Annotated in this window: 20 protein-coding genes; 14 read left to right on the forward strand and 6 right to left on the reverse strand. The window is 58.1% G+C overall.

All coding sequences use genetic code 11. The annotated features are described in order from the left end of the window. Positions 1-56 precede the first annotated feature (56 nt). The gene (locus AC0TN7_RS01455; protein ID WP_473701783.1) at positions 57-2333 is read right to left on the reverse strand and encodes an ATP-binding protein; all 2277 of its coding nucleotides are present in this window, start codon (positions 2331-2333) and stop codon (positions 57-59) included. 125 nt (positions 2334-2458) lie between these two features. On the opposite strand from AC0TN7_RS01455, the gene AC0TN7_RS01460 reads away from it, so the two are divergent. The 7 genes from AC0TN7_RS01460 to lpxO all read left to right on the forward strand — a co-directional run bounded on the left by AC0TN7_RS01460 (position 2459) and on the right by lpxO (position 9609). Continuing rightward, entirely contained in the window at positions 2459-3973 is a 1515-nt protein-coding gene (locus tag AC0TN7_RS01460) for a sugar ABC transporter ATP-binding protein (RefSeq protein WP_023334199.1), read from the forward strand. Between the two features lie 2 nt (positions 3974-3975). Beyond that, positions 3976-4971: an ABC transporter permease subunit gene (locus AC0TN7_RS01465; RefSeq protein ID WP_023334198.1), complete on the forward strand. Its 996-nt coding sequence runs from the start codon at positions 3976-3978 to the stop codon at positions 4969-4971. 32 nt (positions 4972-5003) lie between these two features. Beyond that, positions 5004-5945 (forward strand): ABC transporter substrate-binding protein, encoded by a 942-nt coding sequence (locus AC0TN7_RS01470; RefSeq protein ID WP_021242935.1) that lies wholly within the window; start codon positions 5004-5006, stop codon positions 5943-5945. Between the two features lie 50 nt (positions 5946-5995). Continuing rightward, positions 5996-6682, forward strand: coding sequence for a D-lyxose/D-mannose isomerase (locus AC0TN7_RS01475; protein ID WP_267215752.1), 687 nt, complete (start codon positions 5996-5998; stop codon positions 6680-6682). A 10-nt stretch (positions 6683-6692) separates the two neighbouring features. After that, on the forward strand, positions 6693-7553 hold the full coding sequence (locus AC0TN7_RS01480; protein ID WP_267215763.1) for a ketose 1,6-bisphosphate aldolase: 861 nt from the start codon (positions 6693-6695) through the stop codon (positions 7551-7553). Continuing rightward, complete coding sequence (locus tag AC0TN7_RS01485) at positions 7553-8557, forward strand: carbohydrate kinase family protein (RefSeq protein ID WP_267215751.1); 1005 nt, start codon at positions 7553-7555, stop codon at positions 8555-8557. Before AC0TN7_RS01480 ends, AC0TN7_RS01485 begins: the two co-directional genes overlap by 1 nt. Before the next feature lie 143 nt (positions 8558-8700). Then, positions 8701-9609 carry a lipid A hydroxylase LpxO gene (gene lpxO, locus AC0TN7_RS01490; protein ID WP_024906739.1) on the forward strand — a complete coding sequence of 303 codons (909 nt, stop codon included), beginning with the start codon at positions 8701-8703 and terminating at the stop codon, positions 9607-9609. A 3-nt stretch (positions 9610-9612) separates the two neighbouring features. Here the strand turns inward: lpxO and AC0TN7_RS01495 are convergent, their stop codons facing one another. Next, the gene (locus tag AC0TN7_RS01495) at positions 9613-10344 is read right to left on the reverse strand and encodes a response regulator (protein WP_024906738.1); all 732 of its coding nucleotides are present in this window, start codon (positions 10342-10344) and stop codon (positions 9613-9615) included. A 256-nt stretch (positions 10345-10600) separates the two neighbouring features. On the opposite strand from AC0TN7_RS01495, the gene fdhF reads away from it, so the two are divergent. From fdhF to AC0TN7_RS01510, 3 genes are all read left to right on the forward strand, one after another. Then, complete coding sequence (fdhF, locus tag AC0TN7_RS01500) at positions 10601-12748, forward strand: formate dehydrogenase subunit alpha (protein ID WP_267215750.1); 2148 nt, start codon at positions 10601-10603, stop codon at positions 12746-12748. Positions 12749-13070: 322 nt separating this feature from the next. Next, positions 13071-13223 carry a Hok/Gef family protein gene (locus AC0TN7_RS01505; RefSeq protein ID WP_013095084.1) on the forward strand — a complete coding sequence of 51 codons (153 nt, stop codon included), beginning with the start codon at positions 13071-13073 and terminating at the stop codon, positions 13221-13223. Between the two features lie 121 nt (positions 13224-13344). Further along, complete coding sequence (locus AC0TN7_RS01510; protein WP_024906736.1) at positions 13345-14019, forward strand: tetratricopeptide repeat protein; 675 nt, start codon at positions 13345-13347, stop codon at positions 14017-14019. 80 nt (positions 14020-14099) lie between these two features. Here AC0TN7_RS01510 and gltP read toward each other — a convergent pair whose 3' ends face one another. Then, entirely contained in the window at positions 14100-15413 is a 1314-nt protein-coding gene (gene gltP / locus AC0TN7_RS01515) for a glutamate/aspartate:proton symporter GltP (RefSeq protein WP_024906735.1), read from the reverse strand. 422 nt (positions 15414-15835) lie between these two features. Here gltP and acs point away from each other — a divergent pair, with 422 nt between their 5' ends. The 3 genes from acs (at position 15836) to actP (ending at position 19879) form a co-directional block, all read left to right on the forward strand. Continuing rightward, the gene (gene acs, locus AC0TN7_RS01520; RefSeq protein WP_473701784.1) at positions 15836-17794 is read left to right on the forward strand and encodes an acetate--CoA ligase; all 1959 of its coding nucleotides are present in this window, start codon (positions 15836-15838) and stop codon (positions 17792-17794) included. A gap of 124 nt (positions 17795-17918) precedes the next feature. Next, entirely contained in the window at positions 17919-18233 is a 315-nt protein-coding gene (locus tag AC0TN7_RS01525) for a DUF485 domain-containing protein (RefSeq protein ID WP_024906733.1), read from the forward strand. Further along, a complete protein-coding gene (gene actP / locus AC0TN7_RS01530) occupies positions 18230-19879 on the forward strand; it encodes a cation/acetate symporter ActP (RefSeq protein ID WP_473701785.1) in 1650 nt (549 codons plus the stop codon). The genes AC0TN7_RS01525 and actP overlap by 4 nt, the downstream gene beginning before the upstream one ends. A gap of 32 nt (positions 19880-19911) precedes the next feature. Here the strand turns inward: actP and AC0TN7_RS01535 are convergent, their stop codons facing one another. Both AC0TN7_RS01535 and AC0TN7_RS01540 read right to left on the reverse strand, forming a co-directional pair. Next, positions 19912-20601, reverse strand: a complete 690-nt coding sequence (locus AC0TN7_RS01535) for an LrgB family protein (protein ID WP_473701786.1) — start codon at positions 20599-20601, stop codon at positions 19912-19914. Then, a complete protein-coding gene (locus tag AC0TN7_RS01540; RefSeq protein WP_021242769.1) occupies positions 20594-21004 on the reverse strand; it encodes a CidA/LrgA family protein in 411 nt (136 codons plus the stop codon). Before AC0TN7_RS01540 ends, AC0TN7_RS01535 begins: the two co-directional genes overlap by 8 nt. 102 nt (positions 21005-21106) lie before the next feature. On the opposite strand from AC0TN7_RS01540, the gene AC0TN7_RS01545 reads away from it, so the two are divergent. Further along, positions 21107-21994: a LysR family transcriptional regulator gene (locus tag AC0TN7_RS01545; RefSeq protein ID WP_024906729.1), complete on the forward strand. Its 888-nt coding sequence runs from the start codon at positions 21107-21109 to the stop codon at positions 21992-21994. An 81-nt stretch (positions 21995-22075) separates the two neighbouring features. On the opposite strand, the gene AC0TN7_RS01550 is transcribed toward AC0TN7_RS01545, so the two are convergent. Continuing rightward, positions 22076-23722, reverse strand: coding sequence for a Na+/H+ antiporter (locus AC0TN7_RS01550; RefSeq protein ID WP_024906728.1), 1647 nt, complete (start codon positions 23720-23722; stop codon positions 22076-22078). Positions 23723-23772 lie beyond the last annotated feature (50 nt).

Here is a 23772-nt window from a genome sequence, read left to right on the forward strand (position 1 = left end):
CAGGTTAGCATCACCCGGTTTACTCACGCTCTTGATGAATTCCTAAATATCACTTCTTATAAACAGACCTTCCGCAGCGCCTGCGCCAGCTGCACCCGCGTAAACGGCTTACGCAGTAACGGAACGTCCGGCAGCTGAGGGTTATGCGTGGGTCGTAAATCCTGGCCGCTGATCAGCAGTACCGGAAGCTGCGGATAATGACTACGCACATGGTTTATCACCTCGGCTCCGCTGAGGCTGCCGGGCAACATCAGGTCGCTGATAAACATGCCAATATCCGGTGACGCCGCCAGCATGTTCAGCGCCTGCTCGCCGTTGTCCGCTTCAAGCGTCAGGTAGCCAAGCTGATGCAGCTGCTCGCACAGGGTCTGACGGACATCCGCTTCATCCTCCAGCACCAGAACCAGGCGCTCGCTCTCGACGGAGGCGGTGGCTGACAGCGCTTCATCATCTGCAGCGGCGGGCAGCACAGATCGCGGGAGATGAAGCCGGACAGTCGTCCCCTGTCCCGGCGCGCTTTCAATCTCCACGCGCCCACCGGACTGGCGCACAAAGCCATAGACCATCGACAGGCCTAACCCGCTCCCGCTTCCGGTCTGCTTGGTGGTGAAGAACGGTTCAAAGACCCGGGATTTCACCTCCTGCGACATGCCGCTGCCGCGGTCAATGACCTCCAGCGCCACCATATCCTGCCTGCGACCGTCGCTGCGGGTGACGCGCTGATTCCAGGTGCGAATTTTAATCACCCCGCTTTGCCCTTCCATCGCATCGCGGGCGTTCATCACCAGGTTGATGATGGCGTTTTCCAACTGGCTGACGTCTATCCACGCGGGCCAGGCCGGCGATTGCGCTTCAATCTCCAGGGTCAGGGTGGCGGGCAAGGAGTGGCGCATCAGTTCCCGAAGGTTCTCCAGCAGCGGCAGCATCTCTACCGCATGTGGCGTCAGGGATTGCTTGCGGGAAAACGCCAGCAGGCGCTGGGTCAGTAAGGCGCCACGCTCGGCCGCCTTCAGCGCCCGGGTAATGCGCGGCGCATCTTTTGATTCGGGGTCGGTGAGCTCAAGGCTGCCGATGATCACCGCCAGCAGGTTATTAAAATCATGCGCCAGCCCGCCGGTCAGCTGTCCGACCGCCTTCATCTTCTGGCTATGCAGCAGCGCCTCTTCCAGCCCCTGACGCTCGACGCGGTCGATCTCCATCTGCGTGGTTTTTTCTTTCAGCAGACGCGTGGTGTGCTCAAGCGAGGCGGTATTGCGGGCAAAAACGTTAAACGCGCGCGCCAGTTCACCCAGCTCATCGCGCCGCTGGAGGGCGGGAACGGAAACATCCTGTTCGCCGTGAGCAAGGCGCGACATCGCCCGGGAAATGGCCGTCAGGTTAGAGGCCAGATTGCGGTAGATATACCAGCAGGCGCACCCGGTGATGATCAGCGCCAGCACGGCGAAGATACTGATAAACACGCTGATGGATTGCAGCTCGTGATGACTCTGGTCAGTACGAAGCCGGGAGGCCTGCGCCACCTGCCCGACGTACTGATTGATGTCGCTATTGAGGATCGCCACCAGCGCCTTGATGTGGAACATATACCAGCTTATCGCCAGATCGCTCTCCTCCAGCTGCTTCGACAGCGGGGCGAGCTTGCCTAGCTCGGCATTAAAATCAGGCAGAACCTCCTTCACGACCGGCTGTACGGCATTTCGGGGCAGCGTTGCGGCCACTGCGTCCAGTTGATGAACAGTCGCGCGCGGCGAAGGGGTGTCGATGGCAGCAGCGATCAGCCGATCCATCTCCATCAGCTTCTGCGCATCCGGTACGTTGCTGTCGTAACGGCGGTTGATGTCCTGCAGATGACGCAGGTAGCTCTGGCTTTGATATAGCGAGCTGAGCAGCGCGTTACGCTCCAGATGGCGTCGCTGCCCGCGCTCAAGCATCTCCGTCACGCTCTGCTGCAACTCATTGCTTCGCTGAATAATGCGCGCCACCAGCGCCGGCTCCTGCTGCGCCAGCGGCGCATCGGCAAGCTGTTCCAGCGAGCGGCGCAGCGCCATTTGCATCTGCTTCAGGCGCTCGGCTTCGCCTTTGTACTCCAGCGCCCCGACGACCTGCGAGAGCCGCACCGCCGCCGTCGCCACGTTGGCGGTATCACGGGCCAGGTTCATGCTGCCGGTCATGTCATCCAGCGTTTGCTGCTGAACCTGCTCCTGGATTTGACTGGCGTGACGAAAGCCTAGCACCGCCACGCCGCTCACCATCAGCGTCACGGCGACCACCAGCAGATTAAATATCAGCAGGCGACCGCGGGCGCTGGCGAAAAACGGGGGGCGTGAAGACATGTTGACTCCGTAACTGTGATCCACATTAGCTATTCATAACTATGACAAATATGAACAGCTTCTGACATTTTGCATTTACGCACCTGTGATGAAGTGCAGAAATCGGCATTCACAGGAGATCCGCCATGAGCAGAACCCCGGTATTAGAGATGCGCAGCATTGCCAAAACGTTTGGCAGTTTCCACGCGCTCAAGGGTGTGGATTTGACGGTTTTCCCCGGTGAGATCCACGCGCTGATGGGGGAAAACGGCGCGGGAAAAAGTACGCTGATGAAAATCCTCGCCGGAGCCTATACCGCCACCAGCGGCGAGATCCTGATCGACGGTCAGCCGTTTCACATTAAAGGGCCGAAAGATGCGCTGGCCGCAGGCATCACCCTGATTTATCAGGAGATGCAGCTCGCGCCCAATCTGACCGTTGCCGAAAATATCTTCCTCGGCAGCGAGCTGTCGCGCGGCGGGATGGTGCAGCGCAAAGAGATGGCCGCCCAGGCGCAGGCGGTGATTGACCGTCTCGGCGCGCAGTTCAGCGCCACCGACCTGGTGATGAAGCTGACCATCGCCGAGCAGCAGCAGGTGGAGATCGCCCGCGCGCTGCACCGCAACAGCCGCATTCTGGTGATGGATGAACCCACCGCCGCCCTCTCCTCGCGGGAAACGCATCGTCTGTTCGAACTGATTTTGCGCCTGCGCGATGAAGGGATGGCGATCATCTATATCAGCCACCGCATGGCCGAAGTGTATGAACTCTCTGACCGCGTCAGCGTTCTGCGCGACGGGCAATACGTCGGCAGCCTGACGCGCGACAAGCTGAATGCCTCTGAGCTGGTGCGCATGATGGTGGGCCGCCCGCTAAGCGACCTGTTCAACAAGGAGCGTGACATTCCCCTCGGCAGCCCGCGCCTCAACGTGCACCACCTCACCGACGGTAAAAAAGTACAGCCCTGCAGCCTGCAGGTGCGTTCCGGCGAAATCGTCGGGCTGGCGGGGTTGGTCGGGGCCGGACGCTCCGAGCTGGCGCAGCTTATCTTCGGCGTACGTAAAGCCACCGGCGGCATGATTGAGGTCGACGGAGAGCCGGTGGTGATCCACTCCCCGCGCGCGGCCATCGAAAACGGCATCGGTTTTCTCACCGAAAACCGCAAGGAGCAGGGGTTGTTTCTGGAGCTGGCGGCGCAGGAGAACATCACCATGGCGACGCTGGAACGCGACGCCACCTTCGGCATGCTAAACCGTAAAAAAGCCCAGTCGATTTCCGATGATGCCATTGCCCTGCTCAACATCCGCGTGCCGCATTCGCAGGTGCGCGCGGGCGGGCTCTCGGGCGGCAACCAGCAAAAGCTGCTGATCTCCCGCTGGGTGGCCATCGGTCCGCGCATTCTGATTCTGGACGAACCCACCCGCGGCGTGGACGTCGGCGCGAAAAGCGAGATCTACCGCATCATGAACCAGATGGCGCGCAAAGGGGTGGCGATTTTGATGATCTCCAGCGAGCTGCCGGAAGTGGTGGGGATGAGCGACAGGGTGTACGTGATGCGTGAAGGCAGCATTGCGGGCGAGCTCCACGGGCGCGACATCTCTCAGGAAAACATCATGACGCTGGCAACCGGCGTGAACGACACTCATCATCAGGCGGTGTAACCATGACACATTCAACCAGTCCGCAGCAGGTGGCGAAATCCGCCTCCGCAAAAAAAATGCTGATGAGCGATCTGATGCAAACGGTCGGTATTTTGCCGATTCTGATCCTGATTGTGGCGGTATTTGGCTTTATTGCCCCGAACTTCTTTACCGAGAGCAACCTGCTCAACATTACCCGTCAGGCGTCGATCAACATCGTGCTGGCGGCGGGAATGACCTTCATCATTTTAACCGGCGGGATTGACCTCTCCGTGGGCTCGATTCTGGGCACTACGGCGGTAGCGGCGATGGTGGTCTCGCTTATCCCTGAATTTGCCATGCTCTCCATTCCGGCCGCGCTGATGCTCGGCATGGTGCTGGGCCTGTTCAACGGCGCGCTGGTGGCCTTCGCCGGACTGCCGCCCTTCATCGTGACGCTCGGCACCTATACGGCACTGCGCGGTGCGGCGTATCTGCTGGCCGACGGCACGACGGTCATTAACTCCAACATCAGCTTTGAGTGGATCGGCAATAACTATCTCGGCCCGATTCCGTGGCTGGTGGTGATCGCCCTCGCGGTCATCGCTATCTGCTGGTTCATCCTGCGCCGCACCACGCTCGGCGTACACATCTACGCGGTGGGCGGCAACATGCAGGCGGCGCGACTGACCGGCATTAAGGTCTGGCTGGTGCTGCTGTTTGTCTACGGCATGAGCGGCCTGCTCTCCGGCCTCGGCGGCGTCATGAGCGCCTCACGCCTGTACAGCGCTAACGGCAACCTCGGCACGGGTTACGAGCTGGATGCGATTGCGGCGGTGATCCTTGGCGGCACCAGCTTCGTCGGCGGGATCGGCACGATCACCGGCACGCTGGTCGGCGCGCTGATCATCGCCACCCTTAACAACGGCATGACGCTGATGGGCGTCTCCTACTTCTGGCAGCTGGTGATCAAAGGGGCGGTGATCATCATAGCGGTGCTGATCGACAAATACCGTACCCGACACCATCAAAGTGCATAACAACAACACCCTACAGCTTCGAGGAAAACCATATGCGTTTGAAACCGTTAGTGACCGCGCTCTGTGCTGGCGCGCTGCTTGCCGCAACGCCGTTTGCGCAGGCAAAAGATCTGAAGTCCATTGGCGTGACGGTGGGCGACCTGGCCAACCCGTTCTTCGTGCAGATCACCAAAGGTGCCGAGCTGGAAGCGCGCAAGCTGGCGGGGGATAACGTCAAGGTGACGCTGGTCTCCAGCGGGTACGATCTGGGCCAGCAGGTGGCGCAGATCGACAACTTTATTGCCGCGAAGGTAGACATGATCATCCTCAACGCCGCGGACTCCAAAGGAATCGGCCCAGCGGTGAAGCGTGCGAAGGACGCCGGGATCGTGGTCGTGGCGGTTGACGTGGCGGCGGAAGGGGCTGATGCCACCATCACCTCCGATAACACCCAGGCGGGCGAAATGGCCTGTAAGTACATTACCGACCGCCTGAAAGGCAAAGGCAACGTGGTGATCATCAACGGACCACCGGTCTCTGCGGTGCAAAACCGCGTGGAAGGTTGTCAGACGGAGTTCAAAAAACACCCGGATATCAAGGTGCTCTCGGATAACCAGAACGCCAAAGGCAGTCGTGAAGGCGGTCTGGAAGTCATGACCTCCCTGCTGGCGGCCAATCCGAAGATCGACGGCGTGTTTGCGATTAACGATCCGACGGCGATCGGCGCCGATCTGGCCGCGAAGCAGGCGCAGCGCAATGAGTTCTTTATCGTCGGCGTGGATGGTTCCCCGGACGGTGAGGAAGCGCTGAAGCGTGAAAACTCGCTGTTTGTGGCAACCCCGGCGCAGGATCCGCAGGTGATGGCGGCAAAAGCGGTGGAGATCGGCTATGACATTCTCCAGGGCAAACCTGCGCCGAAAGCGCCCGTGCTGATCCCGGTGACGATGATCGATAAAAAGAACGTCGGCACGTATAAGGGGTGGACGGTTAAATGATCCTTTTTCCCTCTCCCGCAGGGAGAGGGAACCGTTTTCAAGGAGTCCCCATGAAACGCTCCGACATCAATGAAATTCTCGGCCACACGCGGCAGTTCTTTTCCATGCACGACGTCCATCTCCCGCCGTTTGCCAGCTTTCCGCCAACAAAATGGCAGCAGCTTGACCAGGCCGCGTGGCGGGAAGTGTTCGACCTCAAGCTCGGCTGGGACGTGACGGCGTTCGGCGGCAATAACTTTGCCGCACAGGGCCTGACGCTGTTCACCCTGCGCAACGGCTCGCCCAACGGGGTGCCATATGAAAAAGGCTATGCCGAAAAAATCATGCACGTGCGCGACGGCCAGGTGACGCCGATGCATTTTCACTGGCGTAAGCGAGAAGACATCATCAACCGGGGTGGCGGGAACCTGATTGTAGAATTGTGGAATGCCGGTGCACATGAAGAGACGGAAAACACCGACGTGACGGTCACCGTCGACGGCTGCCGTCAGACCCACGCCCCCGGCAGCCAGCTGCGCCTCACGCCAGGGGAAAGCATCTGCCTGACGCCCGGTCTTTATCACAGCTTCTGGGGCGAACGCGGCTTCGGCGACGTGCTGGTCGGGGAAGTGTCCTCGGTCAATGACGACGATCACGACAACCACTTTTTGCAGCCCGTTGCCCGCTATAACAACATCGAAGAAGACGAGCCGGCGCTGCTGGTGCTGTGCAACGAGTACAACCTGTTTCGGATATAAGGGGTGAATGATGCCATTGATTTCTCTTGCCGACGGTCTGGAGCATGCCCGGAAACATCGCTACGCGCTGGGCGCGTTTAACGTGCTCGACTCCCACTTCCTGCGTGCGCTGTTCGCCGCCGCAAAGCAGGAGCGCTCGCCGTTTATCATCAATATCGCCGAAGTGCACTTTAAGTACGTGTCGCTGGATTCGCTTGTCGAAGCGGTGAAGTTCGAGGCCGCCCGTCACGACATTCCCGTGGTGCTCAATCTCGACCACGGCCTGCATTTCGAGGCGGTGGTGCGCGCCCTGCGCTTAGGGTTCAGCTCGGTGATGTTCGACGGCTCTACGCTGAGCTACGAGGAAAACATTCGCCAGACGCGGGAAGTGGTGAAGATGTGCCACGCGGTGGGCGTCTCGGTGGAGGCGGAGCTGGGCGCGGTCGGGGGCGATGAAGGCGGCGCGCTGTACGGGCATGCGGATGAAGCTTTCTTTACCGACCCGCAGCTGGCGCGCGAATTTGTCGATTCAACCGGCATTGACGCGCTGGCGGTTGCTATCGGCAACGCGCACGGCAAATACAAGGGCGAGCCGAAGCTCGATTTCCCCCGTCTGGACGCCATTCGCCAGCAGACGGGGCTGCCGCTGGTTTTACACGGCGGCTCCGGGATTAGCGATGCCGACTTCCGCCGCGCCATCGAGCTGGGCATTCATAAAATCAATTTCTATACCGGGATGTCGCAGGCCGCGCTCGCCGCCGTGGAGCAGCGTATGGCAAAACGCCAGCCGCTCTACGACGAGTTTGCCGAGCTGCTGCTGGGCATAGAAGAGGCAATTACGGATACGGTCGCCGAACAGATGCGCATCTTTGGCAGCGCGGGGCAGGCATAATGGAACGCAAAGGCATCATCGCCGCAGGCAATATGCTGGTGGACCACGTTCACCAGATCGTGCAGTGGCCGGAGCGCGGCTGGCTGGCGGAAATCACCCACAGCGAACGCTCAACCGGCGGCGCGCCGCTCAACGTCCTGCTGACGCTGGCGAAAATGCACGTTGGCCTGCCGCTGCAGGCGGTGGGGCTGATTGGCGAAGACAGCGACGGAGACTACATTCTGGCGATGCTCGACCAGTACCACGTCAACCGCCAGCGCGTACAGCGCACCACCTTTGCGCCAACCTCCATGTCGCAGGTAATGACCGATCCCAGCGGACAACGCACCTTTTTCCACTCGCCGGGCGCCAACCGCCTGCTGGATCTTCCCGCCTTCGATCGCTTAGACGGATCGATGAAGATCTTCCATCTCGGCTACCTGCTGCTGCTCGACAGCCTGGATATGCCCGATGACGAATTTGGCACCCGCAGCGCGCGGCTGCTGGCGCAGATGCACGACCAGGGGTATGAAACCTCGCTCGATCTGGTGTCCCGCAAGGGCGACCCGCGCTACCAGCCGCTGGTGCTCCCTGCCCTGCGCCATCTGGATTATCTGGTGATTAACGAGCTGGAAGCCGGGGAGTTTAGCGGGCTGGAGATGCGAGACGGCAGCGATGCGCTGAACACAGCCCATATTGCTGAAGCCGCCGCACAGCTGCTGGCAGCAGGCGTTCGTCAGCGGGTTGTGATCCACTGTCCGGAAGGGGCATGGGGGGAAGCGCCGGGTGAGCAAGGTCGCTGGATCCCGTCATGGTTACTGGAGCAGAAAGAGATTATCGGTAGCGTCGGCGCGGGCGATGCGTTTTGCGCGGGGTTTTTATACGGTTGCCATGAATCGCTGCCGCTGACAGAGAGTATTTATCTGGCGCACGCCTGCGCGCGGGCAAGCCTGCTGGCAGCCAATGCGATTGACGGTGCAAAAACGCTTGCCGAGCTGCAGGCGTTTATTCGCGAGAGCGTTTAATTTAACAATAATTGCGATATTTCATTACAGTTCTATGAATTTTACATCCCCGAACTACACTCTCTCCATCTGGCATATTCGGCGTGGGCAGTACACTGTCCGCACGCTTTTCCGAAATGAGATAGAAAGAGGACAAGGGAAAAATGTTCGCAGTCATCATCATCGGTATTTTCATTATCAGCGTTATTTATGCGCATTCACGCGGCAAAGAAAAACAGACGCTTTCTCGTCAGCTCTTCGACCATTCGACGTTCATGGCGCCCATCAATATGTTTATGACGGCGTTTTCTTCCCTGCCCGCCAGGCAGCCTTTCTTTGAAACTGAACGCTTCCCGGAATTAAATAAGCTGACGGAAAACTGGCTGATTATTCGCGAAGAGGCGCTGCGTTTGCAGCATCATATTAAGGCGGCGGAAAATAATAACGACGCTGGCTTTAACACCTTTTTTAAACGCGGCTGGAAACGTTTTTATCTGAAGTGGTATGCCGATGCCCATCCCTCCGCACAGTCTTTATGCCCGGTGACGACCCGGCTGGTAAGTGAAATCCCCTCGGTGAAGGCGGCCATGTTTGCCGAGCTGCCGGCGGGGGCGAAGCTTGGCAAGCACCGGGACCCGTACGCGGGCTCGGTTCGTTACCATCTGGGCTTATTCACACCGAATGACGATCGCTGCTTTATTGAAATCGACAGGCAGCGCCACAGCTGGCGGGACGGTGAAGCCGTTATTTTTGATGAGACCTACGTCCACTGGGCAGAGAATAAAACGGATCAAACGCGCATTATTCTCTTCTGCGATATTGAGCGTCCGATGAAATGGCGCTGGGCGCAGGCGGTTAACCATTGGGTGGGAACCACGCTAATGTCTGCAGCCAGCTCACCGAATGACGAGAATGACAGCACTGGCGGCATTAACCGCATCTTTAAATACGTTCATGCGGGTCGCGAGCGGGGGCAGCGTCTGAAAAAAAGAAACCGTAAGGCCTATTACGCCCTCAAGTATCTGTGCATCATTGCGATTTTTGCCGCCATCATTGTTCCGGCGATAACGTAAGCCTTATGCCGCCTGTTCGGGCCGGCTCACATCGGTGGCAAACACGTAACCCAGCCCGCGTATCGTTTTGATGAGCGCAGGCTGATGCGGGTTAGCCTCGATTTTCCGTCGCAGGCGCATGATCAACACGTCAATCGTGCGGTCGAACACGTCGGCGCTTTCGCTGTGGGTCAGCTCAAGCAACCGGTCACGGCTCAGCACCCGACGGGCATTTTGCGTGAGCGCCAGCAGCAGGCCGTACTCGCCCTGGGTTAACGGGACGGGATTACGCTGCGGATCGCTCAGCTCACAGCGGGTGGTATCGAGCGTCCATCCGTTAAACGCAATGCCCGCGACGGGCGCTGCGGGGGATTCCGCAGCAAGCACGCCGGTACGGCGCAATACCGCTTTCACGCGGGCGACCACTACGCGCGGGTTGAACGGTTTGCCAATATAATCATCGGCCCCCATCTCCAGCCCCACCACCACGTCTGACTCACTGCCCAGCCCGGTTAACATCACAACCGGTAGCGCCGGTCGCTGCTTTTGCAGCTGCAGCAGAACCTGCAGGCCGTTGATATCCGGCAGCATCATGTCCAGCAGCACAAGCGCGATATTCGGCTCCTGCTGCACCTGCCGCAGTGCATCCTGGCCGTTATGGCAGACAAGCACGCTGAAGACGTGCTCGCTCAGCACGTCCTGAAGCAGTTCGCAGACTGCCGTATCGTCATCAACCACCAGAATCGCCGGTTTCATCGTATGCTTCCGTCAGGGGATTATGTTAAGTCTGAACCATTCTGCCGTCGGCTCCAGTCAAATGGTTTTTTCAGTGACGGAAATTCAACCCATGTCACATCCGCTGCCTTGTCGACACGTCAATTTTGACGATTGGCTGTTTTTTGTCAGGGTTTTCACCGCGAAGGGGCCGTAAAGTCAGGGTATACCCATACGAAAAACATGGCATAGAAGCTGCATAGTGGGTGCGAATGATTCGATTAACTGGAGCTGACTGATGAAAAAAGTCGTCACGGTTTGCCCTTATTGTGCCTCAGGTTGCAAGATCCACCTGGTGGTCGATAACGGCAAAATCGTCCGGGCAGAGGCCGCACAGGGGAAAACCAACCAGGGCACGCTATGCCTGAAAGGTTACTACGGCTGGGATTTTATAAACGATACCCAAATCCTCACCCCGCGCCTGAAAAACCCTATGATCCGCCGCGAGCGCGGCGGCAAGCTGGAAGCCGTCTCCTGGAACGAGGCGCTGGATTACGTCGCCACGCGCCTGAGCGCCATCAAGGCCAAATATGGCCCGGATGCGATTCAGACCACCGGCTCTTCCCGCGGGACGGGAAATGAAACCAACTATGTGATGCAAAAATTCGCGCGCGCCGTTATTGGAACCAATAACGTCGACTGCTGCGCTCGCGTCTGACACGGCCCATCGGTTGCAGGTCTGCACCAGTCGGTCGGTAACGGCGCAATGAGCAATGCCATCAACGAGATAGATAATACCGATCTCGTCTTCATCTTTGGTTATAACCCGGCGGATTCTCACCCTATCGTCGCGAACCACGTTATTCGCGCTAAGCAGAATGGGGCGAAAATCATCGTCTGCGATCCGCGCAAAATTGAAACCGCGCGCATTGCGGATATGCACATCGCGTTGAAAAACGGCTCGAACATCGCGCTGCTGAACGCAATGGGGCACGTCATCATTGAGGAGAGCCTGTACGACCAGGCGTTTGTCGCGACCCGTACGGAAGGCTTTGAAGAGTACAAGAAAATAGTCGAAGGCTATACGCCGGAGTCGGTTGAAGCGATCACCGGCGTCAGAGCGCAGGCGATCCGCCAGGCGGCACGGATGTATGCCGGGGCGAAAACCGCCGCCATCCTCTGGGGTATGGGCGTGACCCAGTTCTACCAGGGCGTGGAGACCGTGCGCTCGCTGACCAGCCTCGCGATGCTGACCGGTAATCTGGGTAAAGCCCACGTTGGCGTGAACCCGGTCCGTGGTCAGAATAACGTGCAGGGCGCCTGCGATATGGGCGCGCTGCCGGATACTTATCCTGGCTACCAGTACGTGAAGTTCCCGGAGAATCGCGCCAAATTCGCGAAGGCCTGGGGCGTGGAAAGCCTGCCGGAACACACCGGGTACCGCATCAGCGAGCTGCCGCACCGCGCGGCGCATGGCGAAGTGCGTGCGGCCTACATCATGGGTGAAGATCCTCTCCAGACCGACGCCGAGCTCTCGGCGGTGCGCAAAGGGTTTGAGGATCTGGAGCTGGTGATTGTCCAGGATATCTTCATGACCAAAACCGCGGCGGCGGCGGATGTGATTTTACCGTCGACCTCCTGGGGCGAGCATGAAGGCGTCTACACTGCGGCAGACCGCGGCTTCCAGCGCTTCTTTAAGGCGGTCGAGCCGAAGTGGGACCTGAAAACCGACTGGCAGATCATCAGCGAAATCGCCACCCGCATGGGCTACCCGATGCACTACAACAACACTCAGGAGATCTGGGACGAGTTGCGCAGTCTTTGTCCGGACTTCTACGGGGCAACCTATGAAAAAATGGGTGAGCTGGGGTATATCCAGTGGCCGTGCCGCGATGAGTCCGAAACCGACCAGGGGACGTCGTACCTCTTTAAAGAGAAGTTCGACACCCCGAACGGGCTGGCGCAATTCTTCACCTGCGACTGGGTCGCGCCGATCGATAAGCTCACCGATGAGTATCCGATGGTGCTCTCCACCGTACGTGAGGTGGGGCACTACTCCTGTCGTTCGATGACCGGCAACTGCGCCGCGCTGGCGGCGCTGGCGGACGAACCGGGCTACGCGCAAATCAATACTGCCGACGCGAAGCGCCTCGGCATTGAGGATGAAGCGCTGGTGTGGGTGAACTCGCGCAAAGGGCGGATCATCACCCGAGCGCAGGTCAGCGACCGTCCAAACAAAGGGGCGGTCTATATGACCTATCAGTGGTGGATTGGTGCCTGTAACGAGCTGGTAACGGAGAACTTAAGCCCGATAACCAAAACGCCGGAGTATAAATACTGCGCCGTCAACGTTGAGCCGATTGCAGATCAGCACGCCGCGGAACAGTATGTGATCGACGAATATAACAAGCTGAAAGCCCGGCTGCGCGAAAGCGCAATGGGTTGAAGCCGTTAATTCATCGATGAATAAAGGGAGTGAAATATTCACTCCCTTTTTATTTCCGGTTGGCTTATCAATAATATCAATTATTATTCTGGAAAGCGGCTCGCAGAAATAATGTAATTCTCGCGAAAAAGAATTACATCTTTGCATTTTAATTCAGAGGGATAAGATGTGCGACGGGTGCTTAAGACTTTCTGTCTTGAGCATTGTTGAGGGACAGAAAGTAGAAAGCCCCGGGAAATTTTCATTTACCCGAGGCTACTCCCTCAACTCCCAACAGGTTGAGAGTAGCCTCTTATTCTTTTTTTGACAAGGAGTAAAAGGCATGACGCCATTAAAAACTGCGTTAGGCATCGTCTTTATTATCTGCCTGACGATAGTGATATTTACCTTTATTACTCGCGGGAAGCTCTGCGAGCTCACAATAAAGAGTGAACATCAGGAGGTGGCGGCGAAATTAGCCTGCGTCGCAGGCTAACCTCTGCGGGCGGAACAACGGTTCCGCCCGGCTTGTAGGATGCTGGGGTCTTAATGCACCCATTTTTTTCTTTTGCGCCCGCGATTATACTGCGCGGCGTGTACCCAGATGATAAGAATCCATGAAATCCATTTTTCTGTTGTTAGTGTTTTTAACGTCCTTCGCCCGCGCGGATGAGATAGGCAGCCAGTATCAGAAGCAGGCGGAAGCCGGCGATGCACGTGCCCAGTATTATCTTGCTGATACGTACTTCAGCTCCGGCGACAGCAAGCAGGCCGCGCTGTGGGCCGAGAAAGCCGCAAAAGGCGGCGATGTTGACGCCATGGCTCTGTTGTCGCAAATCCTTTTTACGCAGGGCGATTACGCACAGGCCAAAGCCCTGGCGCAACAGGCAAACATTGCTGGCAGCAAACGCGGCGCGATCATGCTGGCGCGCATTCTGGTGAATACTCAGGCGGGGAAAACTGACTACCCCCAGGCCATCAGACTGCTGCAAACGGCAACCGAAGATATCGACAGCGACTCTGCGGTCGATGCGCAACTGCTGCTGGGGCTGATTTATGCCAACGGCGTCGAGGTAGCGCAGGATGACGTGCAGGCCGCCTCGTGGTTCAAACGGAGTTCAGCCCTTTCGCGTACCGGCTACGCCGAGTACTGGGCGGGGATGTTGTTCAGGCAGGGTGAGAAAGGCTTTATCACGCCAAATAAGCAGAAAGCACTGTACTGGTTGAATCTGAGCTGCACTGAAGGGTTTGATACGGGATGCGAAGAGTTTGATGCGTTGAGCGGAGAATAAAGTGCCGGGTGGCGGCTTCGCCTTACCCGGCCTACAAAACCCGTAGGCCCGGTAAGCGCAGCGCCACCGGGCTTAGGATGTTACTGGTCAGCCGTCTTATCAAAACGACCCAGCACCTCGCGTTCATATGCCAGCGCTTTTTTGCGGTCGAATTTGTGCTCCCACTTGGCGATAACCAGCACCGCCAGGGCATTGCCCACCACGTTCAGCGCCGTACGCGCCATGTCGAGGATACGGTCCACACCCGCGATAAAGGCCAGACCTTCCAGCGGAATACCGACGCTGCCAAGCGTTGCCAGCAGCACCACGAACGAAACGCCCGGAACGCCAGCAATACCTTTGGACGTCACCATCAGCGTCAGTACCAGTACGATCTCCTGCCACAGCGACAGGTCAATGCCGTACAGCTGCGCAATAAAGATAGCGGCGATACTCTGGTACAGCGTCGAACCATCCAGGTTAAAGGAGTAACCGGTCGGCACCACGAAGCTGGTGATCGACGCTGGCGCGCCGTAGGCTTCCATCTTCTCAATAATACGCGGCAGCACGCTCTCAGAGCTTGCCGTGGAGTAGGCCAGAATCAGCTCATCTTTCAGGATACGAATCAGGATCCAGATGCTCAGCCCGCACAGACGTGCCACGATCCCCAGCACCACCAGCGCGAAGAACAGGATGGCGAAGTGCACCAGGATCACCAGCTTCGCCAGCGGCCACAGGGAGGCAAAACCGAAGTTCGCCACGGTGACGGCGATAAGCGCAAACACCCCTACCGGCGCGTAGCGCATCACCATATGGGTCACTTTAAACATGGTTTCGGAGATAGAGCGGAACACGGTGACCAGCGGCTCACGGTGCGTCGCCGGCAGAGAAGAGAGCCCCAGACCAAACAGCACCGAGAAGAAGATAATCGGCAGCATCTCGCCCTTCGCCATCGACGCCACGATGTTGGTCGGCACCAGCGACAGGATAGTGCCCATCAGGCCGTGCGCGTGGCTCTGCACGTCGGCGGTCGTACTTTGGTATTTCGAAATATCCACCGTAGCCAGCTGCGACATATCAATCCCGGAACCCGGCTGGAACACGTTCGCCAGGGTGATACCGAGAATGATCGCCACCGTAGTGATCACTTCGAAATAGATAATGGTTTTCGCACCAATACGACCTAACTGCTTCGCATCGCCGACGCCCGCAATACCGACCACCAGCGTCGAGATCACAATCGGTACCACAATCATCTTGATCAGATGAATAAAGATATCCCCTGCCGGAGAGAGCAGGTTCGCAATCAGCCATTCGCGGCTGTCGCTGTGATAGTGAAGGTAACTGCCCAACAAGATGCCCAGCACAAGGGCGATTAAGATCTGCCAGGCAAGGCTGACTTTAACGTTTTTCATAGAAACTGACTTCCTCAATGAGCGCCTTATTCACGCAAACTGCATGAATATGGAGACATACTGAAAGGGTATGAATTGTGTTGCGTTGGTTTATGGGATTTTTTAACGCGGCGTATGAGTATCATTTGCGCGACCTGTTGCGCAAGCCTTAAAGAACGACGCGTTTCACTCACAAAAGCGACGATGACGGGAGTTTGTTCTACTTCTTATAAATAACCTTTTGTTATAAAAACGCTTTCTTAAACATAAATGTGAATAATCGTCAGCATAAATTATTTTCCTTCAAAGTTTCATTCGCTCATTTTTCATACTCTTCAAACAATGCGTGATCTGTAGCCCAAATACTAAACAAAGCTTGTAAAGCCCCTACAATTAACGTTTTTGCGACATATTATTAACATCTTACAAGGAGAAAAAAAGCCATGAGCCAAATCCACAAACATGACATTCCCGCAAATATTGCGGACCGTTGCCTGATCACCCCGGAGCAGTACCACGAGAAATATCAGCAATCTATCACCGCCCCGGACACCTTCTGGGGTGAGCAGGGCCATATCCTTGACTGGATCAAACCTTATCAGAAGGTGAAGAACACCTCCTTTGCGCCCGGCAATGTCTCCATTAAATGGTATGAAGATGGCACCCTGAACCTGGCGGCGAACTGCCTTGATCGTCACCTTGCCGAGCGCGGGAATGAGACGGCGATTATCTGGGAAGGCGATGATGCCTCGCAGAGCAAAAATATTACCTATAAAGAGCTGCACCGTGACGTGTGCCGCTTCGCCAACGTCCTGCTGGAAAAAGGCATTAAAAAAGGCGACGTGGTCGCTATCTATATGCCGATGGTGCCGGAAGCGGCGGTGGCCATGCTGGCCTGCGCGCGTATCGGCGCGATTCACTCGGTGATTTTTGGCGGGTTCTCGCCAGAGGCGGTTGCGGGTCGTATTGTCGATTCAAGTTCAAAACTGGTGATCACCGCCGATGAAGGCGTGCGCGCCGGACGCGGTATCCCTCTGAAGAAAAACGTCGACGAAGCGTTGAAAAACCCGAACGTCAAAACGGTCAGCAACGTCATCGTCCTTAAGCGTACCGGCGGTAAGATCGACTGGAACGAAGGTCGCGACCTGTGGTGGAGCGACCTGATTGAAAAAGCGAGCGACCAGCATCAGCCGGAAGAGATGAACGCAGAAGATCCGCTGTTCATTCTTTATACCTCCGGCTCCACCGGTAAGCCAAAAGGCGTACTGCACACCACCGGCGGCTATCTGGTCTATGCGGCCACCACCTTCAAATACGTCTTCGACTACCATCCGGGCGACATCTACTGGTGTACCGCCGACGTTGGCTGGGTCACCGGGCACAGCTATCTGCTGTACGGCCCGCTGGCCTGTGGCGCAACAACGCTGATGTTTGAAGGCGTACCGAACTGGCCGACCCCGGCGCGTATGTGCCAGGTGGTCGATAAGCACCAGGTCAATATTCTCTACACCGCGCCAACGGCGATCCGCGCATTAATGGCGGAAGGCGACAAAGCCATCGAAGGCACCGACCGCTCTTCATTGCGCATCCTCGGTTCCGTGGGCGAGCCCATTAACCCGGAAGCCTGGGAGTGGTACTGGAAGAAAATCGGCAACGAGAAATGCCCGGTGATGGACACCTGGTGGCAGACCGAAACCGGCGGCTTTATGATCACCCCGATGCCGGGCGCCACGCAACTGAAGGCCGGTTCCGCGACCCGTCCGTTCTTCGGCGTGCAGCCTGCGCTGGTGGATAATGAAGGCAACCCGCTGGAAGGCGCCACCGAAGGCAACCTGGTGATCGCAGACTCCTGGCCGGGTCAGGCGCGTACCCTGTTCGGCGATCACGATCGCTTCGAGCAGACTTACTTCTCGACCTTTAAAAACATGTACTTCAGCGGCGACGGCGCGCGTCGTGACGAAGATGGCTATTACTGGATAACCGGGCGCGTGGACGACGTGCTTAACGTCTCTGGCCACCGTCTGGGCACCGCGGAGATTGAATCAGCGCTGGTGTCGCATCCGAAGATTGCCGAAGCCGCCGTTGTCGGTATTCCGCACAACATCAAAGGCCAGGCAATTTACGCCTATGTCACCCTGAACCACGGGGAAGAGCCGTCGCCAGAGCTCTACGCTGAGGTGCGCAACTGGGTGCGTAAAGAGATTGGCCCGCTGGCGACGCCGGACGTGCTGCACTGGACCGACTCGCTGCCGAAAACCCGCTCCGGCAAAATTATGCGTCGTATCTTGCGCAAAATCGCGGCAGGGGACACCAGCAACCTCGGTGATACCTCAACGCTCGCGGATCCTGGCGTGGTGGAAAAACTGCTCGAAGAGAAGCAGGCCATCGCAATGCCCTCGTAATCTTTTCTCCCTCTCCCCGTGGGAGAGGGCCGGGGTGAGGGCATCAGACCGCACCTTCCTACCCTAACCCTCTCCCCATAGGGGAGAGGGGATAAAACAAACCTTACTTCTGGAGAACTCTGTGATGAATAACGATATTTGTCAGCAGATAGAGAATAGTGCGCACTACAGGGAGCTCGTCGATAAGCGGCAACGGTTTGCCTTCATCCTTTCCATCATCATGCTGATTATCTATGTCGGCTTTATTTTGCTGATCGCCTTTGCCCCACACTGGCTGGGCACCCCGTTGCACGAGGGGACCAGCGTGACGCGCGGTATTCCGATTGGCATTGGCGTGATTGTGATTTCATTCTTGCTGACCGGCGTCTACGTCTGGCGCGCGAACGGTGAATTCGATCGTCTTAATAAAGCGGTACTGCAAGAGGTAAAAGCATCATGAAGCGAGTTCTGACGGCGCTCGCCGCCACACTTCCCTTTGCCGCCCACGCGGCGGATGCCATTACCGGCGAGGTACAGCGCCAGCCGACCAACTGGCAGGCGATTGTGATGTTCCTGATTTTCGTGGTGCTGACGCTTTATATCACTTACTGGGCGTCGAAACGCGTGCGCTCCCGTAACGATTACTACACCGCAGGCGGCAACATTACCGGCTTCCAGAACGGGCTGGCGATTGCGGGTGACTTTATGTCCGCCGCCTCCTTCCTTGGCATCTCCGCGCTGGTCTACACCTCCGGCTATGACGGCCTGATTTACTCCCTCGGCTTCCTCGTCGGCTGGCCGATCATTCTGTTCCTGATTGCCGAGCGCCTGCGCAACCTGGGCCGCTATACCTTCGCCGACGTGGCCTCGTATCGCCTGAAACAGGGGCCGATTCGCACCCTCTCCGCCTGCGGCTCGCTGGTGGTAGTGGCGCTGTACCTGATTGCGCAGATGGTGGGCGCGGGTAAATTGATCCAACTGCTGTTCGGCCTGAACTACCATATCGCGGTGGTGCTGGTTGGCGTACTGATGGTGATGTACGTGCTGTTCGGCGGCATGCTGGCGACGACCTGGGTGCAGATCATCAAAGCCGTGCTGCTGCTGTTCGGCGCCAGCTTTATGGCCTTTATGGTGATGAAGCACGTCGGGTTCAGCTTCAATAACCTGTTTACCGAAGCCATGGCGGTCCACCCGAAAGGGGAAGCAATCATGAGCCCGGGCGGGCTGGTGAAAGACCCGATATCGGCGCTTTCACTGGGTCTCGGACTGATGTTCGGTACCGCGGGTCTGCCGCATATTCTGATGCGCTTCTTCACCGTGAGCGACGCGCGTGAAGCGCGCAAGAGCGTCTTCTACGCCACCGGCTTCATGGGTTACTTCTACATTCTGACCTTTATCATCGGCTTTGGCGCGATCATGCTGGTGGGGGCGAACCCGTCATTTAAAGATGCCGCAGGCGCGCTGATTGGCGGTAACAACATGGCGGCGGTGCACCTGGCGGACGCGGTGGGCGGTAACCTGTTCCTCGGCTTTATCTCTGCCGTGGCTTTCGCCACCATTCTTGCGGTGGTTGCGGGTCTGACGCTGGCCGGGGCGTCGGCGGTCTCGCATGACCTCTACGCCAACGTCTTCCGCAAAGGCGCGAGCGAGCGCGATGAGCTGAAGGTCTCCAAAATCACCGTGCTGGTGCTGGGCGTGGTGGCGATTCTGTTAGGCATTCTGTTCGAGAAGCAAAACATCGCCTTTATGGTGGGGCTGGCCTTCTCCATTGCGGCAAGCTGTAACTTCCCGATCATCCTGCTCTCCATGTACTGGTCGAAACTGACTACCCGTGGCGCGATGATTGGCGGCTGGCTGGGGCTGCTGACGGCGGTGATCCTGATGATTCTGGGCCCGACGATCTGGGTGCAGATCCTCGGTCACGCAAGCGCCATCTTCCCGTATGAATACCCGGCGCTGTTCTCCATTGCCGTGGCGTTTATCGGCATCTGGTTCTTCTCGGCCACCGACAATTCGCCGGAGGGTAACCTGGAGCGCGAAAAATTCCGCGCCCAGTTTATTCGTTCACAAACCGGTCTCGGCGTCGAGCAGGGCCGCGCGCACTAAGCCTTTCTCCCCGGCCATTCTGGCCGGGGAGCTTAAAACATCACCCACGCCACCAGCGGTGCAACCAGCACCATCACCACGCCCGACAGCATCATCACCAGGCTCGCGACAACGCCCTCCTGCTGCCCCAGCTCATAGGACCGTGCCGTGCCCGCGCCGTGCGACGCCGCGCCGAACCCTGCCCCTTTCGCCATGCCTTCGCGAATGGAAAGCCGCAGGAACAGCATATCGCCCACCGCCATCCCAAAGACGCCCGTCACCACCACAAACAGCGCCACCAGGTCCGGCTGCCCGCTGAGCGGTTTTGCCGCCGCCAGCGCAAACGGCGTGGTCACCGAGCGCACGGCCAGGCTGCGCTGAATTTCATCGGGCAGCGTAAACAGTCTCGCCAGCCAGACGGAGCTACAGACCGCGACCACCGTGGCGGTGACAACGCCCGCGCTGAGCGACATCCAGTGGCGTTTGATAATCGCCAGGTTGTCGTAAACGGGCACGGCAAAGGCGATGGTCGCCGGGCCGAGCAGCCACAGCAGCCAGTGGGATTCGCCAATGTAGTTCTGCCAGGAAATGTGGCCAAAGACCAGCATCAGCACCAGCAGGATCGGCGTGAAGACCAGCGGCATCAGCGGCAGGGCGTGAAAACGGCGATACAGCCGCTTATTGGCAAAGTAGATACCGAGCGTCGCAATCAGGCACAAGACGCTGATCTGAAAGTTAGTCATGTTTGTGCCTGCTGATTTCAAAGCGATACACTTTATCCACCACCCAGGCGGTCGCCCCCAGCACCATCAGCGTACTCAGCGCGATCACCGCAAAGATTCGCCAGCCGTCCACCATCAGCAGCTGCGCATAGTTCACCACCGCCACCACGGCGGGGACAAAGAAAAGCAGCATCTCCGCAAGCAGCCAGCGCGCCCCGGCGCGCACCCAGTTAAGGGGGATCACGCGACACAGAATAAGCGTCAGCATCAGCAGCATCCCCACCAGGTTGGCAGGCAGCGGCAGGTGGAGCCAACCGACAAGATATTCGGCAAAAACAAACAGCCCCGCGTAGAGCAGTACCTGAACCGGGACCTGGAGTCGTTGAACAACGGCAGGCGTAACACGGCTTAACGCCACGGCCATGGGGGTTTTCCTCAAAAATGAGACGAGGCGCCAGTATAGTGAGCGCACGGTGTGGACTGAAATGAATTAAAATCATCAAAGGTATAGTTTCGAGGAATAATCATGGACATAAGAACGCTGCGCTATTTTGTCGAAGTGGTTCGTCAGCAAAGTTTTACCCGCGCAGCGGAGAAGTTGTTTGTCACCCAACCCACCATCAGCAAGATGCTGAAAAACCTCGAAGATGAACTGAACTGTACCCTGCTGATCCGCGACGGGCGCAAGCTGCTGCTGACCGACACCGGACGCGTGGTGTTCGAACGCGGGCTGGCGATTCTGGCGGAGTTCCGCCAGTTGGAAGCGGAGCTGGACGATATAAACCATTTGACGAAAGGGGTGCTTCGCCTCGGCATTCCCCCGATGGTCGGCATGATGATGGCCGGGCCGATTAGCCTGTTTCGCCAGCGTTATCCCGGCGTAGAGCTGAAGATTTCGGAGTTTGGTGGGTTAACCGTCCAGCAGGCCGTCACCAACGGCGAGCTCGACGTAGCAATGACCGCCCTCCCCGTTGAGGAAGAGAGCGGCCTGGCGACGCTTCCGCTCTTTAGCCACCCGCTGTGCGTGCTGGTGCCCCGCTCCGGCGACTGGCTGAAGAGGGAGTCGGTGAAGCCTGAACTGCTCGGCGAGCACCCTCTGCTGATTTACAACGAAGACTTCGCCCTCAGCCGCCAGCTGATGACGCTGTTTAACCAGCATAACGTGAAGCCACGCATTGCGGTACGCAGCGGGCAGTGGGATTTCCTGGCGGCGATGGTGCAGGCCGGCGTGGGGATTGCCATTCTGCCGCAGCCGATTTGCGAGCGTCTGGATAAAAACACGCTGCGCTGGATCCCGCTGGAGAGCGATCTACACTGGCAGTTGGGGATGATCTGGCGTGAAGGAGTGTATTTGTCGCAGAGCGCGCAGGCGTGGCTGCAGTGTTGTGAGGGGTTTTGGGTGCGGTCTGAATAGTGCCCGGTGGCGCTGCGCTTACCGGGCCTACGTTCGAACCGTAGGCCCGGTAAGGCGAAGCCGCCACCCGGCAAAACAGCGCTACTGATTCTCTATCAACAGCGCTTCCAGCAGATCCAGATCGTGCAGCAGCTTTTGCAGCGTCTCGTTGCTGATCTGGCGCGTGGCGCGCAGGTGATACAGCTCGGCACGCTCGGAGCGCAGCGCCGCCAGACGGAACCGACGCTCAAGGTTCTCCTCCTGCAGCGAGCTTTCCACGTCGTTACGCCCGTCCGCGCGACGGCGCAAGTTACCAATCACGCGGGAACTCACTTCCGTCAGCAGCTGATTGTCGATGTTCTCTTCCGCATCCGCGGCCAGACGTTCTTCCATTTTCTGGATAGCGACAATCGCCACTTCGGCGGTAGCCGCCCGCGCAATACGCTCCTCTTTATGCTGCTGGGTCGAATCACCGGCATCAATATGCTGGAGTAAAATCGGCAGCATAATCACGCCGACAAACAGTGAGAACAGAATCACGCCCGCTGCCAGGAAGACCAGCTCGTAGCGCGCCGGGAAGACGTCGCCCGTCGGCAGCAGCAGCGGAATGGAGAGGACACCGGCAAGGGTGATCGCCCCGCGTACGCCCGCAAAAGAGGCAATCAGCAGTTCACGCGTTGTCCACGAGCCGAACTCCATCGGCTTTTTCTTCAGGAAACGGACGCTGAAGTTTTTCATCGTCCACAGCCAGCCGAAACGCACCAGCATCAGCGCCAGGTAGATCAGCACGATGTCGGTAAACAGCATCCAGACCTCAACGTTCGGGTCGGCTTCGGCCGCCACCAGCGAGGATTCCATAATGCCCGGCAGCTGCAGGCCCAACAGCAGGAACACCATGCCGTTAAAGACAAACTCCAGCATGGCCCAGGTGCTGTTTGCACGCAGACGCATGGCCAGCGGCGCGCGGCGCATCACGCCGGAGCGGGTAATGGTCATCCCTGCCGCGACCGCGGCCAGAATGCCCGACACGCCGATATGTTCGGCAATCAGATAAGAGGCAAACGGCAGCAGGAACAGCAGTACGATCTGCGTAGCGGGTTCATCGCCGCCCCAGCGGCTGAGGAAACGCAATGAGCGGCCGTACAGCCAGCTCACCACGAAGCCCGCGAGAATACCGCCAATCGCCACCTTGAAGAACTCCAGCGTCGCGCCGCCGACGGTAAAGACCATCGTGCCCATCGCAACGGCCACGGCAAACTTCAGGGCAACCAGGCCGGAGGCGTCGTTCATCAGCGCTTCCCCCTGTAAAATCCCCATGATTTTCTTCGGAATACGGCCTTCACCCACAATGCCGGACAGCGCCACGGCATCGGTTGGCGACAGCACGGCGGCCAGCGCAAAAGCCGGTATTAACGGAATGCCCGGTACCGCCCAGTAGATCAGAAAACCAATCCCGACGACGGTGACCACCACCAGCGCCAGCGCCAGGCCGAAGATCTCGCGCCCGTGCTCAAGGAATTCGCGCGTGGGCGTTTTCCAGCCATCGGCAAACAGCAGTGGCGGGATAAACAGCACGAGGAACAGTTCGGGGTCAAATTCCACGTGCAGGCCAAACGTCGGCCACGCCAGCAGCGCGCCGATGGCAATTTGCATTAATGGCAGGGGGACCTGAAAGGGCAGTACGCGTGTAACCACCCCGGATAGCGAGACCACAAGGGTCATGATGAGTATTGTGAAGAAGATTTCCATGCGTTCCCTGTTTGCTGTGTTGCTTATGTACTCCGGAAGGCGTCGTGCCT

The organism is Enterobacter sp. PL_is511, from assembly GCF_055816065.1.